Origin of the sequence: Mycobacterium conspicuum, assembly GCF_010730195.1 — a bacterium.
Lineage (GTDB): Bacteria > Actinomycetota > Actinomycetes > Mycobacteriales > Mycobacteriaceae > Mycobacterium > Mycobacterium conspicuum.
This window is the reverse complement of the sequence record NZ_AP022613.1, coordinates 3,819,612-3,833,108: the sequence shown is the minus strand read 5'-3', so window position 1 is coordinate 3,833,108 and position 13,497 is coordinate 3,819,612. Positions and strand designations below refer to the sequence as shown.

At 66.4% G+C, this 13,497-nt stretch carries 13 protein-coding genes and 1 pseudogene; 7 read left to right on the top strand and 7 right to left on the bottom strand.

Features of this window, described 5'->3' with window-relative positions; all coding sequences use genetic code 11:
• Window positions 1-41: 41 nt before the first annotated feature.
• Entirely contained in the window at window positions 42-1,274 is a 1,233-nt protein-coding gene (locus tag G6N66_RS17700; RefSeq protein ID WP_263988562.1) for an FAD-dependent oxidoreductase, read from the bottom strand.
• Between the two features lie 75 nt (window positions 1,275-1,349).
• Between G6N66_RS17700 and G6N66_RS17695 the strand changes: the two genes are divergently transcribed.
• The 6 genes and pseudogenes from G6N66_RS17695 to G6N66_RS17670 all read left to right on the top strand — a co-directional run bounded on the left by G6N66_RS17695 (window position 1,350) and on the right by G6N66_RS17670 (window position 6,056).
• Entirely contained in the window at window positions 1,350-1,544 is a 195-nt protein-coding gene (locus G6N66_RS17695) for a hypothetical protein (protein WP_085235444.1), read from the top strand.
• Between the two features lie 327 nt (window positions 1,545-1,871).
• Window positions 1,872-2,918 (top strand): sulfate ABC transporter substrate-binding protein, encoded by a 1,047-nt coding sequence (locus G6N66_RS17690; protein WP_085235425.1) that lies wholly within the window; start codon window positions 1,872-1,874, stop codon window positions 2,916-2,918.
• 33 nt (window positions 2,919-2,951) lie between these two features.
• Window positions 2,952-3,763: pseudogene (gene cysT / locus G6N66_RS17685) on the top strand (sulfate ABC transporter permease subunit CysT).
• Window positions 3,760-4,578: a sulfate ABC transporter permease subunit CysW gene (gene cysW / locus G6N66_RS17680; protein WP_085235423.1), complete on the top strand. Its 819-nt coding sequence runs from the start codon at window positions 3,760-3,762 to the stop codon at window positions 4,576-4,578. The pseudogene cysT and the gene cysW overlap by 4 nt, the downstream one beginning before the upstream one ends.
• 17 nt (window positions 4,579-4,595) lie before the next feature.
• A complete protein-coding gene (locus tag G6N66_RS17675; protein WP_085235422.1) occupies window positions 4,596-5,648 on the top strand; it encodes a sulfate/molybdate ABC transporter ATP-binding protein in 1,053 nt (350 codons plus the stop codon).
• Between the two features lie 21 nt (window positions 5,649-5,669).
• Window positions 5,670-6,056, top strand: a complete 387-nt coding sequence (locus G6N66_RS17670; protein WP_085235421.1) for a rhodanese-like domain-containing protein — start codon at window positions 5,670-5,672, stop codon at window positions 6,054-6,056.
• Window positions 6,057-6,063: 7 nt separating this feature from the next.
• Here the strand turns inward: G6N66_RS17670 and G6N66_RS17665 are convergent, their stop codons facing one another.
• The 4 genes from G6N66_RS17665 to G6N66_RS30470 all read right to left on the bottom strand — a co-directional run bounded on the left by G6N66_RS17665 (window position 6,064) and on the right by G6N66_RS30470 (window position 9,432).
• A complete protein-coding gene (locus G6N66_RS17665; RefSeq protein WP_372515682.1) occupies window positions 6,064-6,798 on the bottom strand; it encodes a sirohydrochlorin chelatase in 735 nt (244 codons plus the stop codon).
• Between the two features lie 55 nt (window positions 6,799-6,853).
• Window positions 6,854-7,597, bottom strand: coding sequence for a phosphoadenylyl-sulfate reductase (locus tag G6N66_RS17660; RefSeq protein ID WP_085235420.1), 744 nt, complete (start codon window positions 7,595-7,597; stop codon window positions 6,854-6,856).
• Entirely contained in the window at window positions 7,594-9,261 is a 1,668-nt protein-coding gene (locus G6N66_RS17655; protein WP_085235419.1) for a nitrite/sulfite reductase, read from the bottom strand. The genes G6N66_RS17660 and G6N66_RS17655 overlap by 4 nt, the downstream gene beginning before the upstream one ends.
• Before the next feature lie 114 nt (window positions 9,262-9,375).
• The gene (locus G6N66_RS30470) at window positions 9,376-9,432 is read right to left on the bottom strand and encodes an Ms4527A family Cys-rich leader peptide (RefSeq protein WP_368072687.1); all 57 of its coding nucleotides are present in this window, start codon (window positions 9,430-9,432) and stop codon (window positions 9,376-9,378) included.
• 195 nt (window positions 9,433-9,627) lie between these two features.
• On the opposite strand from G6N66_RS30470, the gene hemW reads away from it, so the two are divergent.
• Window positions 9,628-10,800, top strand: coding sequence for a radical SAM family heme chaperone HemW (gene hemW, locus G6N66_RS17650; RefSeq protein ID WP_085235417.1), 1,173 nt, complete (start codon window positions 9,628-9,630; stop codon window positions 10,798-10,800).
• A gap of 3 nt (window positions 10,801-10,803) precedes the next feature.
• Here hemW and G6N66_RS17645 read toward each other — a convergent pair whose 3' ends face one another.
• Complete coding sequence (locus tag G6N66_RS17645; RefSeq protein WP_085235416.1) at window positions 10,804-12,036, bottom strand: sodium-dependent bicarbonate transport family permease; 1,233 nt, start codon at window positions 12,034-12,036, stop codon at window positions 10,804-10,806.
• Window positions 12,037-12,261: 225 nt separating this feature from the next.
• Window positions 12,262-13,491 (bottom strand): sodium-dependent bicarbonate transport family permease, encoded by a 1,230-nt coding sequence (locus G6N66_RS17640; protein ID WP_085235415.1) that lies wholly within the window; start codon window positions 13,489-13,491, stop codon window positions 12,262-12,264.
• Window positions 13,492-13,497 lie beyond the last annotated feature (6 nt).

The window sequence follows — 13,497 nt, the reverse complement described above, 5'->3', positions numbered from 1 at the left end:
GTGGACCTGCCCGCCGTCCATCGATTGCCCGAGAAGTCGGGTTAGCCGGCGCGCCTGGCGTACTGGGGCGCACGCTCGGGCAGCGGCCCGATCGCCACCATGTAGCCGATAAACCGGCGCAGCGCCGTTGTCCGGCCCACCAGCCGCACGGCCCGCGGGGGATCCTGCTGGCCTCCGGCCACCGCCACCGCGATCACCTTGGTGTGGATCATCCGTTGCGCGCCCTGCAGCAGCGCCGTCGGGATCCAGCGACGCACCTGCACGCGGGCCAACTGTCGGGTGGATACTGCGCCGGCGCGCAGCGGTGCCGCCAGGGTCCGCGCGGTGGCCACGGCGTCGGCCACCGCCAGGTTGATCCCGACGCCGCCGACCGGCGACATCGCGTGCGCCGCGTCACCGATGCACAGCGCGCCGTCGCAGTACCACCGGGGGAGCCGATTCAGTTGCACGTCAAGGAGTTTCACGTCGTCGAACGAACTCAATGCGGCGACGCGATCGGCGATCCAGGGCACCAGGCCGACCACCACGCGGTGAAACGCCTCGATGCCCCGCGACCGGATCTCGGAGTCGGCGCCCTTCGGAATGATGTACGCGATCTGGTAGTAGTCGCCGCGGTCGATCATGATGAGCCCGTGTCCGGCGCTGAACGTGCCGGCCAGCCCGGGCGGGTCGGCAGGTTGACGGGGCAGCCGGAACCACCAGACGTCCATCGGCGCACCGAAGCTGCGGGGCGTCAGGCCGATCGCCGAGCGCACGGTCGACGAGCGGCCGTCGCAGGCCACCGTGAGCTCGGCGCGCATCTCGTTGACCCCGCCCTGGTTTCGATAGGTGACTCCGACGACACGCTGCCCGTCCCTGATCACCCCGGTGACCTCGGTGCTGCGCATCAACCGGAAGCTGGGCTCTGCCTCGGCCGCGGCGGCCAGCAGCTCCAGAAAGTCCCACTGTGGCACCAGCGCGATGTGCTGGTGCGCGCCGGGCAGGCGGCTGAAGTCCAGGCTTATCGCGTTGCCCTGCATCTCCATTCGGGCCTGGTCGATGAGGCGATGCGGGATCTGTTCGAACCGCACGCCCAGACCGAGCTCGTCGAGCAGGCGCAACGTGCTCGCGTGCACGGTGTCGCCGCGAAAGTCACGCAGAAAGTCGGCATGCTTTTCCATCACCGTGACATCGACGCCGGCGCGGGCCAGCAGCAGGCCGAGCATCATTCCCGCCGGTCCGCCGCCGGCGATCAGGCAGGTGGTCGCGCCGGATTCCGCGCCGTCGGGACCCACCTGCAGATCTTGACACACCGCGTGGTGGTCCCGGCAGGACCGAGCGGAATCCCTGGGGAATATAGGGTGAACCTGGTGAACGGGCTGCTGAATTGGTGGGACGGCATCGAGCTGTGGCTGTCCGGGCTGGCCTTCGTGCTGCAGGCGCTGGTGGTGATGCCGGTCGTGCTGGCGCTGGCCTACGTCACGGCGATAGTGCTGGACCGGCTGCTGGGTAAGGGCATCGGGCTGATGCGCTACCTGCGCCACACCGACGGCACGTCCCGCTAAGCCCATGCCGCGCTCTCGGGTCACGCTGGTGCTCGTCGCGCTGGTGGTGCTGGTCATCGTCACCTGGTTGCTGACGCACTGAGGCCGCCGATGTCGCCCAAGATGACACTCGGGCAAAGTCTGTTAGGCTTCGCGCCATGCACGCAGCAACCGGTGGCCACGAGTGCTGTGCCCTGTGTTGCTCTCTCGTGCACTGTTGTCGCTAACTCCCGAACCCGTGCGCGGTCTGGTATGGCGCTAGCGAACTCTCCGCACATCTGATCCGATCGCCTCTCCGCAGCAACGGGATCCAGATCCCCGTACGCCCCCATAACCGGAAGGCCAGCAATGCTCAACGACGTCGCGAGCGCCTCGCGCCGGCGGCATGTCCGATATCCCGGGGTGCTCGCCGCGATCGTCGGCCTCGTGGCGGCGTGTCAAGGTGGTGCCAGCGACGTCGTCGGTGGGACGGGGTTGACCGACGCGCACCTGAGCATCACGCTGGTCGCGTATTCGGTCCCGGAGCCCGGCTGGAGCAAGGTCATTCCGGCGTTCAATGCCTCCGAGGAGGGCAAGGGCGTTCAGGTGGTCACCTCCTACGGCGCCTCCGGCGATCAGTCCCGCGGTGTCGCCGACGGTAAGCCGGCCGACGTGGTCAACTTCTCGGTCGAGCCAGACATCACCCGGTTGGTCAAGGCCGGCAAGATCTCCAAGGACTGGAATACCGACGCCACCAAGGGCATCCCGTTCGGCTCGGTGGTGACGTTCGTGGTCCGCAAGGGTAATCCGAAGGGCATCAAAGATTGGGATGATCTATTGCGGCCGGGAGTGGAAGTCGTCACGCCCAGTCCGCTGAGTTCGGGCTCGGCCAAGTGGAATCTGCTTGCCCCGTACGCCGTCAAGAGCGAGGGCGGCCGAAACAGCCAGGCCGGCATTGACTTCGTCCGCAAGTTGGTGCGTGAGCACGTCAAGGTGCGCCCCGGATCGGGGCGGGAGGCCACCGATGTCTTCGTCCAGGGCACCGGTGACGTGTTGATCAGCTACGAGAACGAGGCCATTGTGACCGAGCGGGCCGGCAAACCGGTCGAGCACATCAATCCGCCCCAAACCTTCAAGATCGACAATCCGGTCGCGGTGGTGACCAGCAGCCCACATCTGGCTGCCGCCACGACCTTCAAAAATTTCCAGTACACCGCCGCGGCGCAAAAGGTGTGGGCACAGGCGGGTTTCCGGCCGGTCGATCCCGCGGTCGCCGCCGACTTCCGCGACCAGTTCCCGGTGCCGGCGAAGCTGTGGACGATCGCCGATCTCGGCGGCTGGAGCGCGGTCGATCCGCAGCTGTTCGACAAGAACGCCGGCAGCATCACCAAGATCTATACGCAGGCCACCGGATGACGGCGCCGGTGACGACGAGGGTGCCCGGGCTGGCTGGCGCGCGCTGGCGGGTCCGCGGGCGTGACACGTCGCTTCGGGTCGGTGTGGCGGTGGTGTGGCTGTCGGTGATCGTGCTGCTGCCGTTGGCGGCGATCGCCTGGCAGGCCGCCGGCGGGGGCTGGCAGGCCTTTTGGCTGGCGGTCACGTCGCATGCCGCGGTGGAGTCGTTGCGGGTGACGCTGACCATCTCGGCCGCGGTCACGGTGCTCAACATCGTGTTCGGTTTGGTGATCGCCTGGGTGCTGGTGCGTGATGACTTCGTCGGCAAGCGGCTGGTCGACGCGATCATCGATCTGCCGTTTGCGCTGCCCACCATCGTCGCCAGCCTGGTGATGCTGGCGCTGTACGGGCACAACAGCCCGGTCGGTCTGCACCTGCAGCACACCCCCTGGGGCGTGGGCGTGGCCCTGGCGTTCGTGACGTTGCCGTTCGTGGTGCGCGCCGTTCAACCGGTGCTGCTGGAGATCGATCGGGAGACCGAGGAGGCGGCGGCGTCGCTGGGCGCCAACGGCCCGAAGATCTTCACTTCGGTGATACTGCCGTCGCTGCTGCCGTCGCTGCTGTCCGGTGCCGGCCTGGCATTCTCGCGCGCGATCGGCGAATTCGGTTCGGTGGTGCTGATCGGTGGCGCGGTGCCGGGCAAGACGGAAGTGTCCTCGCAGTGGATCAGAACCCTGATCGAGAACGACGACCGCACCGGCGCTGCGGCGATATCCATTGTGCTGCTTTCGATCTCATTTGTGGTCCTGCTGCTGCTGCGCGTCGTCGGCGCGCGTGCGGCCAAGCGTGAGGAGTTGACTCCGTGATCTCCTCGGCGCGGGTACGCTACCTTCTCCGATTTGTCGCCCTGGCGTATATCGTTGTGCTGCTGGTCATTCCGGTGGCGGTGATCCTGTGGCGGACCTTCCAGCCCGGCTTGGGCCAGTTCTACGACTGGGTGAGCACCCCGGCGGCGATCTCGGCCCTGAACCTGTCGCTGTTGGTGGTGGCGATCGTGGTGCCGCTGAACGTGGTCTTCGGCATCCCGACGGCATTGGTCCTCGCGCGCAACCGGTTTCGCGGCAAAGGGGCGTTGCAGGCGATCATCGACCTGCCATTCGCGGTGTCACCCGTCATCGTCGGGGTCGCCCTGATCCTGCTGTGGGGATCGGCCGGCGCGCTGGGCTTCGTCGAAAAAGACCTCGGTTTCAAGATTATCTTTGGGCTGCCCGGCATCGTGTTGGCCAGCGTGTTCGTCACCCTGCCGTTCGTGGTGCGCGAGGTAGAGCCGGTGTTGCACGAGTTGGGTACCGATCAGGAGGAGGCCGCCGCGACGCTGGGTTCTAGCTGGTGGCAGACGTTTTGGCGAATCACGCTGCCCTCCATCCGGTGGGGTCTGACTTACGGCATCGTGCTGACCGTCGCGCGTACCCTCGGCGAGTACGGTGCGGTCATCATTGTGTCGTCGAACCTGCCGGGGAACTCGCAGACGCTGACGCTGCTGGTCTCCGACCGCTACAACCGCGGGGCCGAGTACGGCGCCTACGCGCTGTCGACGTTGCTGATGGGTGTCGCCGTAGTGGTGTTGATCGTCCAGGTGGTGCTCGATGCCCGCCGGGCGCGCGCGACCAGGCCGGCCTGACAAGGAGACCCGACACGATGAGCGAAATCCAGACCGAGCCCGCGATCGTGGTGCGTGACGCAAACAAACGGTATGGCGATTTCGTCGCGCTCGATCACGTGGATTTCGTGGTGCCCGCCGGTTCGCTGACCGCGTTGCTGGGCCCGTCCGGGTCGGGCAAGTCGACGCTGCTGCGCACGATCGCCGGGCTGGATCAGCCCGACAGCGGGACGGTGACGATCAACGGCCGCGAGGTCACCGGGGTGTCGCCGCAGCGGCGCGGCATCGGGTTCGTGTTCCAGCACTACGCCGCGTTCAAGCACCTGACCGTGCGCGACAACGTGGCCTACGGGCTCAAGATCCGCAAGCGCCCGCGCGCCGAGATCAAGGACAAGGTCGACAATTTGCTCGAGGTGGTGGGCCTGGCCGGATTTCAAGGCCGCTACCCCAATCAGCTCTCCGGTGGCCAGCGCCAGCGCATGGCGCTGGCGCGCGCGCTGGCGGTGGACCCGCAGGTGTTGTTGCTCGACGAGCCGTTCGGCGCGCTGGACGCCAAGGTCCGCGAGGACCTGCGGGCCTGGTTGCGCCGCCTGCACGACGAGGTGCACGTCACCACGGTGCTGGTCACCCACGACCAGGCCGAGGCGCTCGACGTAGCCGATCGCATCGCGGTGCTCAACAAGGGCCGCATCGAACAGGTCGGCTCACCCACCGAGGTCTACGACGCTCCGGCCAACGCGTTTGTGATGTCGTTTCTGGGTGCCGTCTCGGTGCTCAACGGGGCCCTGGTGCGCCCGCATGACATCCGGGTGGGACGCAACCCCAACATGGCGATCGCCACCGCCGACGACACCGCGGCGGCGACCGGCGTCCTGCGCGCGACCATCGACCGCATCGTGATGCTCGGCTTCGAGGTGCGGGTGGAGTTGACCAGCGCGGCCACCGGGGGCGGGTTCACCGCCCAGATCACCCGCGGCGACGCCGAAGCGCTGGCGCTCAAGGAGGGCGACACGGTCTACGTGCGCGCCACCCGGGTGCCGCCGATTGCCGGTGACTCCGGTGCGGATCGAAGCACGCTGACCACGGCGTGAACTGCTAGCAAGGGGCCGACCATGGCGAAAGATGTCACGCAGCTGGTGCAGGCCGCGAACGCCGTCGTGCCGCGCATCACGGCGGCGCAGGCGCGGGAACTCATCGCCCGGGGCGATGTGTTGATCGTCGACGTCCGGGAAGCGTCCGAGGTGCAGCAGACGGGCAAGGTCAGCGGCGCCGTGCACGTGCCGCGCGGATTGCTCGAGTTCGTGGCGGATCCGCAATCGCCTTCCCACAACCCGCGTTTCGAGACGGCCACGCCGGTCATCGTGTACTGCGCAGGGGGCGGGCGCGCGGCGCTGGCCGGGCAGGCGCTCAAGGAGCTGGGCTACGGCGAGGTGTACAACCTGGGCGGGTTCGCGGATTGGGCGGACAGCGGCGGGGCGATCGACGCCGCACCGGCCTGACGTCCGGTCAGGCTGCCAGGCGCTCGGTGCGAACCCTCAGCGCCTGATCGAAGCGATCCAGCACGGTTTCGGCAACCAGCCGGTGCGCCCCCAACGGCGCCGCCATCTCGATTTCGGCGCCGTCGGCAAATGCGCGCACCCGGTCGGGCAACAGCCCTGGCGCCAGGAACCACGGGGCGATGACCACGCGTCGCGCGCCCTGGCGGCGCAATCTGCCGAGGCCGTCGGCCAGCGATCGTTCCGGTCGGGTGGCGAATGCGACCGTCGCGCCGGCCCAGCCGGTGCGCGCCAACAGCTTCGGCGCCACCCGCGCTGTGCGCGCGTTGGCCGCCGGATTCGACGAACCGATCGCCACCACGAGCACGCCCACCGTCTCGTCGAGTCGGGAAACACCCAGTTCGGCCACCCGACGTCGCAGCACCGAGACCAGGCGCTCGTCCTCGCCGAGCACCGGTGCTTTCCAAACTCGTTCGGGGACAGCGCATTCGGCGATCTGGTGCGGGATGTCGACGCGGGCGTGATACGCGTCGGCCAGCAGCAGCGGCGTCACCACCGCCTCGTCGGTCTCGCAGAGCCCGCTCAGCGCGTCGGCCAGGCTCGGCGAACTATGGCCCAAGAAGGCCGGCCGCACGCTTAGGCCGGGCCGCAGGCGCGTCAGCAGGTCGGCCACCGCCCCCGCGTTTGCGGCCGACCGCGGGTCCGCACTTCCGTGCGCGGTCAGCACCAAGGTAGTCAGCGCCACTCCTCCACATCACAACTCATCCGCGTCGCTTTCGCATCGTCGTCGGCGCGTGTCGTCACGAGGCGTGCAACCCGCATTCGGTCTTGGCCAGTCCCTGCCAGCGTCCGCTGCGCGGGTCGGCGCCCTCGGCGGGTTTGGCCGTGCAGGGAGCGCAGCCGATCGACGGATAGCCGTCGTAGACAAGCGGATTCACCAGCACATCGTTTTCCTCGATGTAGTCCTGCATGTCTTCGTCCGACCACGCCGCCAGCGGGTTGATCTTCACCAGCTTGAAGGCTTCGTCGAAGCTGATCAGCGGGGCGTTGGCGCGGGTTGGCGCCTCCACCCGGCGCAGCCCGGTCACCCATGCGGAATAGCCACGCAACGCCTTGCCCAGCGGGACCACTTTGCGCAGCCGGCAGCATTCCCCGGGATCACGGGCGAACAGGTCCTTGCCCAGCAGGTTGTCCTGTTCGGTCACCGTGTGCTCGGGAGTGACGTTGAGCACCCGCACGTCGTAGACGGATTCGACGGCGTCGCGGGTGCCGATGGTTTCGACGAAGTGGTAGCCGGTGTCCAAAAACAGCACGGGTACGCCGGGACGCACCTTGGCGGCCAGGTCCACCAGCACCGCGTCTTGCATGTTGGAGGCCACCACGTAGTTGCAGGTGGCCCAGCCGCGGGGGCCGTTCACACCGCCGAAGTTCTCTTCGGTCCAGCGCAGCAACTCGGTCGCGTCGGCGCCGTCGAGCTCCGCCGCCCCGCGCGCCGCCAGCTCACGCAGCTCGTCCTCGCTGTGCTTGGTGTTTTCAGCGCTCACCGCAAGTCACCTTCCTCGGCGCGAATCGCCCACTGCGCAAACCGTTCTCCGGCGTCGCGGTGTTTGACGAAGTTGCGCACCACGCGCTCGATGTAGTCACCCAGCTCGTCGCTGGTGACCTTGTGCTGGCGGAGTTTTCGACCAAAGCCGCTGTCCAGGCCGAGGCTGCCGCCGAGGTGCACCTGGAACCCCTCGACCGAGTTGCCGTCGCCGTCGTCGACCATCTGGCCCTTGAAACCGATGTCGGCCACCTGAATTCGCGCGCACGAGTTGGGGCAGCCATTGATGTTGACCGTGATCGGCACATCGAGCTGGGAGTTGATGTCCTCCAGGCGGCGTTCCAGTTCGGGCACCAACCCCTGTGCCCTGCCCCGGGTTTCGGCGAAAGACAACTTGCAGAATTCGATACCCGTGCAGGCCATTAGGTTCCGGCGCCAGTGCGATGGGCGTGACTGCAGCCCCAGCGCTTCGGCACCGGCGATCAGCGCGTCGAGCTTGTCGTCGGCCACGTCGAGGATGACCAGCTTCTGGTACGGGGTGAACCGGATCCGGTTGGAGCCGGCTTGCTCGGCCAGGTCGGCCACCGCCGAAAGGATCGTGCCGGAAACTCGCCCGGCGATCGGGGCGAGTCCGACAGCGTTGAGGCCGTTCTTAATCCGTTGCACGCCAACGTGATCGATCGGATGCGCCAGCGGCTCGGGGGCCGGGCCGTCGATCAACGGTCGTTTGAGGTACTCGGTTTCGAGAACCTCACGGAATTTTTCGATACCCCAGTCCTTGATCAGGAACTTCAGCCGCGCCTTGGACCGCAGCCGCCGATAGCCGTAGTCGCGGAATATCGAGGTGACCGCCGCCCAAACCTCGGGCACCTCTGCCAGCGGAACCCACGCGCCGACCCGCTGACCGAGCATCGGATTAGTGGACAGCCCGCCGCCGACCCACAGGTCCAGGCCGGGTCCGTGTTCGGGATGGTTGACGCCGATGAACGCGATGTCGTTGATCTCGTGGACGACGTCCTGCAGGCCGGAAATCGCGGTCTTGTACTTGCGGGGCAGGTCGGCGAAGTCGGGCTTGCCGATGTAGCGGCGCACGATCTCGTCGATCGCCCAGCTCGGGTCGAGCACCTCGTCGAGCGACTCGCCGGCCAGCGGCGAGCCCAGGATCACGCGCGGGCAGTCCCCGCACGCCTCGGCGGTCTGTAGTCCGACCGCATCCAGGCGGCGCCAGATCTCCGGGACGTTTTCCACCTCGATCCAGTGCATCTGCACGTTCTGGCGGTCCGAAATGTCGGCGGTATCCCGGCCGAATTCGGACGATATCTGACCGATCGTGCGCAGCGCGGCGGTCGACAGTGCGCCGCCGTCGCAGCGAACTCGCATCATGAAGTATTTGGCTTCAAGCAGGTCGGCATTCTCGTCGCCGGTGAACGAACCGTCGTAGCCCTGCTCGCGTTGGGTGTAGAGCCCCCACCAGCGGAAGCGCCCGCGCAGGTCACTCTTTTCGATGCTGTCGAAGCCGTCTTTGGCGTACACGTTCTCGATGCGTTCCCGCACGTCGAGGGGGGCGCCGGCGTGCTTCATCTCCTCGTTGGGATTCAGCGGCTCGCGACTGCCGAGCGCCCACTGGCCCTCGTCGCGGGTCTTCGCGGGACGCGCTGTCGTCATTCGGGGGGCTCCTTCGCGAATGTTTTCAGCCATGGAACGCGCAGAACACCGGTTATCTTCCGGTGGCGCAGATCCGGTGGCCAGGCTGGAGGTACTTAGGCTGGGTCTACGACATCAAGGCAGACAGCAACAGCTACAGACGCGCTTGAGGTCGATATGCCGCCGCGCCACGAGGGCTGTCCGCACGGGGAAGCGCAGGTTCGGGTTGGCGGCGATCACGCGCCCATTCTGCCATGGATGGGGACAAGGCACACAACCAGGTCAAATTTCTTCTCACGGTGATTAAAACTACCGGGGAAACCTGGGTGGTTCGGTAATCAAACCCGAGAATCGGCTGAGAGCGCGGTCCCGTGCAAAGATTTTGGTATGACCCTTCGCCAGACACCGGTTGACCTGCCCGCCATGCAGGCGAACGCCGGGCAGCCGTTCGGGTTGTATGTGCACGTTCCGTTTTGCATAACCCGTTGCGGCTATTGCGATTTCAACACCTATACGCCGGCCGAGTTGGGCGGGGTCAACCCCGATGCCTGGTTGATGGCGTTGCGGGCGGAGCTGGAAATGGCGGCCGCGCGGGTGGCCGCACCCGTGCTGAGCACCGTGTTCGTCGGCGGCGGTACGCCGTCGTTGCTGGGCGGCGAGCGCCTGGCCACGCTGCTCGACGCGGTACGCGAGCACTTCACGCTGGCACCGGACGCCGAAATCACCACCGAGGCCAACCCGGAGTCGACGTGGCCGGAGTTCTTCGCGGCGATCCGCGAGGCCGGCTATACGCGGGTGTCGCTGGGCATGCAATCGGTGGCGCCGCGGGTGCTGGGGGTGCTCGACCGGATGCACACACCGAACCGGTCGGCCGCGGCCGCCCGGGAGGCATTGGCCGCGGGCTTCGAACACGTCAGTTTGGACCTGATCTACGGCACGCCGGGGGAGTCCGACGACGACCTGCTGTGGTCGGTCGACACGGCGATCGAGACGGGTGTCGACCATGTGTCGGCCTATGCCCTGGTGGTGGAGGAGGGCACCGCGCTGGCGCGGCGCGTCCGCAACGGTGAACTGGCCGCGCCCGATGACGACGTGCTGGCACACCGCTACGAACTGGTCGACGCGCGACTGTCCGACGCCGGGTTGGCGTGGTACGAAGTGTCCAACTGGTGCCGTCCGGGCGGCGAGTGCCGGCACAACATCGGCTACTGGGACGGCGGCCAGTGGTGGGGGGCGGGCCCGGGGGCGCACGGCTACGTCGGCACTACACGCTGGTGGAATGTGAAGCACCCCAACGCCTATGCAGAGGCCTTGGCCGGCGGCATGCTGCCGGTAGCGGGTTTCGAGCAGCTTGACGCGCAGGCACTGCACACCGAAGACGTGCTGCTGAAAACCCGTCTGCGCCAAGGGCTGGCGGTGGGGACGCTGGACGCCGCCGAACGCGAGCGCGCCGAAGCGGTGGTGTCCGATGGGCTGTTGGTGACCGAGGGCGACCGGCTGGTGCTCACCTCCCGCGGACGGCTGCTGGCCGACGGGGTGGTGCGCACGTTGCTGGGGTAGCCGTCAACTCATCGGGAACCAGTGCGCGACAACGCGATTCATCTCGACATAAAGCGGGATTCCGATTGTGACGCTGTAGGAGAACGTCAAGCCCAACGCAGCGGCCAGCGGCAGGGTCGGGCTCGCCTCGGGGATGGCCAGGCGCTGCACCGCCGGCACCGTGATGTAGGACGCCGAGCTGCAGAGCACGGCGAATAGCACATAGGTACCCGGCTGGAAGTGGGTGTCGGGCACGAGGTTGGCGTAGCCGTAGGCGGCCAGGATCCCCAGGAACGCAAACAAGTTGGGAGCCAGCAGGCCAAAAAGGATGAATCCGGGCCCGGCCGCGCGTAGGTCCTTGAGCTTGCGGGCTGCCGTCATGCCCATCTCCAGCAAAAACAGGCAAAGCGCACCGTGAAACGCCGCGATAAAGAGCTCGTTCTGGTCGTGAACCACGTTCTGGCCTTGCATCGCACTGATGAACCCGATGGCGATGCCGCCGACGAGCAGGATGAGCCCGGGATTGAGGAACACCTCCTGCAGCAGCGCAGGTGAGAAGATGGGCATCCTTTTGGCCTTCCCGCGAGCCGGGCTTTGGTCGGATTTCCAGCTCGGATGCTCGAGCTCCAACTCCTGCACCACACCGCGGGCGTGCTCGTCCTCGACGCTGCGGCCATGACTGGGATGTGCGACGGTGCCGGGCCCGATCCCGACGCCGGCCAGCAACGTGTAGCCGGGCTCGTCGGGCATGTATCCCGATTCGGTGAGGCCGCGGTGCCGCAACCGCACCACCAGATACAGCGCGACCAGGCAGCCCGGAATCTCCATGACGGCCAACAACACCGGCATGTAGGCGTTGAAGGCGATGCCGGCACCCGCCAGGACAGCCACGCCGGTGGCAAAGGTTCCCGCCGAGTCCGACGCGTAATAGCCGGCGACCGTCGCCCGGTCGACTCGGCGCACCCTGGTCATGTACTTCAACAGCAGGTAGGCCAAACCTCCGATCACGACGTTCAACAAGAAACCCATGACGGTGAAGCCGGCGATGTTGTCGATATCCTCCGGCCTGACTTTGGCGAGCTCTTCGCCGCCCTGCCAGCCAATCGCGACCAGCAGGTACATGGTGAGGCCTTGGTAGAGCACGTATGGGAATTCGAACCGCACCTTGAGGATCGGGATCAGGAAACCGAAGTAGAAAAACAGCAGGAGCGGCTTGAAGAGATTCTGGGTGACGTTCTGCCAGAACTCATCAAGCATTTCGTGCCTCTCGGTGATTCGGCCCGACAGTCGATAGCGGCGCGGCAGGCGGAAGCCGACGCCTAGCGTCGCTTAGCGTCCTGGAAACTCAGTAAGAGGTTGTCACTTCCGCGTGCCGAGTCAAGCCGTCTTACACGCGTCTTACCGGGACTTACAAACAATTAACTGTTTGCGCCCCTCCGCCGCCCGTTGTGGCCCAACCCGTTTCGTCGAGGGGTCAGGAAATTAGAACCAGTGTCCGATCAGTCGATTGATCTCGATGTAGAGCGGGATGCCGACCGTCACGTTGTACGAGAACGTCAAACCGAGCGATGCGGCCAGGGGCAGCGTCGGGCTTGCCTCGGGGATCGCCAGCCGCTGGACCGCCGGAACGGCGATGTAGGAGGCCGCACCACAGAGCACCGCGAACAGCACGTAAGTCCCCGGCTTGAAGTCGGTGTGGGTGAGGGAGGCGTAGGTGTGGGCGACGATGATCCCCAGCGGGGCGAAGATGTTCGGCGCCAGCAGACCGTAGACGATGAAACCCGGGCCCGCTGTCCGCAGGTCTCTCAGCTTGCGGGAGGCCGTCATACCCATCTCGAGCAGGAACAGACAGAGCACGCCCTGGAATGCCATGACGAAGAATTTGTCGTCGTCGGCGACGACCTTCTGTCCCTGCAGCCCGCTGATGAGGCCGATCAGAATGCCGCCGAAGAGCAGCACGAGGCCGGGGTTGAGGAACACTTCCTGCAGGAGCTCACGCGAGAAGAGGGGCATCTTCTTGGCTTCACCGATCGCGGGGGTGTCGTCGTCCTCCCAGTCCGGGTGGTCGAGCTTTTCCATCGAGAGTTCCAGTTCCTGCTCGACGGCACGCTCGGTCTCCAGGCTCTGGCCCTGCGGGGGCCGCGCGGCGGTGCCGGGACCGATCCCGACCTTGACCGGCGGCGTGTAGCCGGCCTCGTCGGGCATGTACCCCGCGTCGTCCATGCCCCGGTGCCGCAGGCGCGCCACCAGGTACAGCGCGACCAGGCAGCCCGGGACCTCCATGACGGCCAACATGACGGGCATGTAGGCGTTGAACGCCATGCCAATTGTGGTCAGCACGGCCACGCAGGTGGCAAAGGTCCCCGCGGAGTCCGACCCGTAGTAGCCGGCGACGGTTGCCTTATCGACTTTTCGCATCGAACTCAGGACATTCAGCAGCAGGTAGGCCAACAGCCCGATCACGAAATTGAACAGGAAGCCCAGGATCACGAAGCCGACGATGTTGCTGACCTCGCCGGATTTGATCTGGGCGAGCTCCTCGCCGCCATGCCAGCCGATGGCCAGCAGCAGGTACATGGTCAGCCCCTGGTAGATCACGTAGGGGAACTCGAAACGCACCTTCAGGACCGGGATCAGGAACCCAAAGTAGAAGAACAGCAGGAGTGGCTTGAACAGGTTGTGGGTAAAGTTGTGCCAGAACTCTTGCAGCACGTGGTG

Bases quoted from the DNA above. Each gene is read 5' to 3' on its own strand.
- G6N66_RS17690 (WP_085235425.1), top strand. From the start codon at position 1,872: ATGCTCAACGACGTCGCGAGCGCCTCGCGCCGGCGGCATGTCCGATAT.
- G6N66_RS17675 (WP_085235422.1), top strand. From the start codon at position 4,596: ATGAGCGAAATCCAGACCGAGCCCGCGATCGTGGTGCGTGACGCAAAC.
- G6N66_RS17670 (WP_085235421.1), top strand. From the start codon at position 5,670: ATGGCGAAAGATGTCACGCAGCTGGTGCAGGCCGCGAACGCCGTCGTG.
- G6N66_RS17655 (WP_085235419.1), bottom strand. From the start codon at position 9,261: ATGACGACAGCGCGTCCCGCGAAGACCCGCGACGAGGGCCAGTGGGCG.
- hemW (WP_085235417.1), top strand. From the start codon at position 9,628: ATGACCCTTCGCCAGACACCGGTTGACCTGCCCGCCATGCAGGCGAAC.
- G6N66_RS17645 (WP_085235416.1), bottom strand. From the start codon at position 12,036: ATGCTTGATGAGTTCTGGCAGAACGTCACCCAGAATCTCTTCAAGCCG.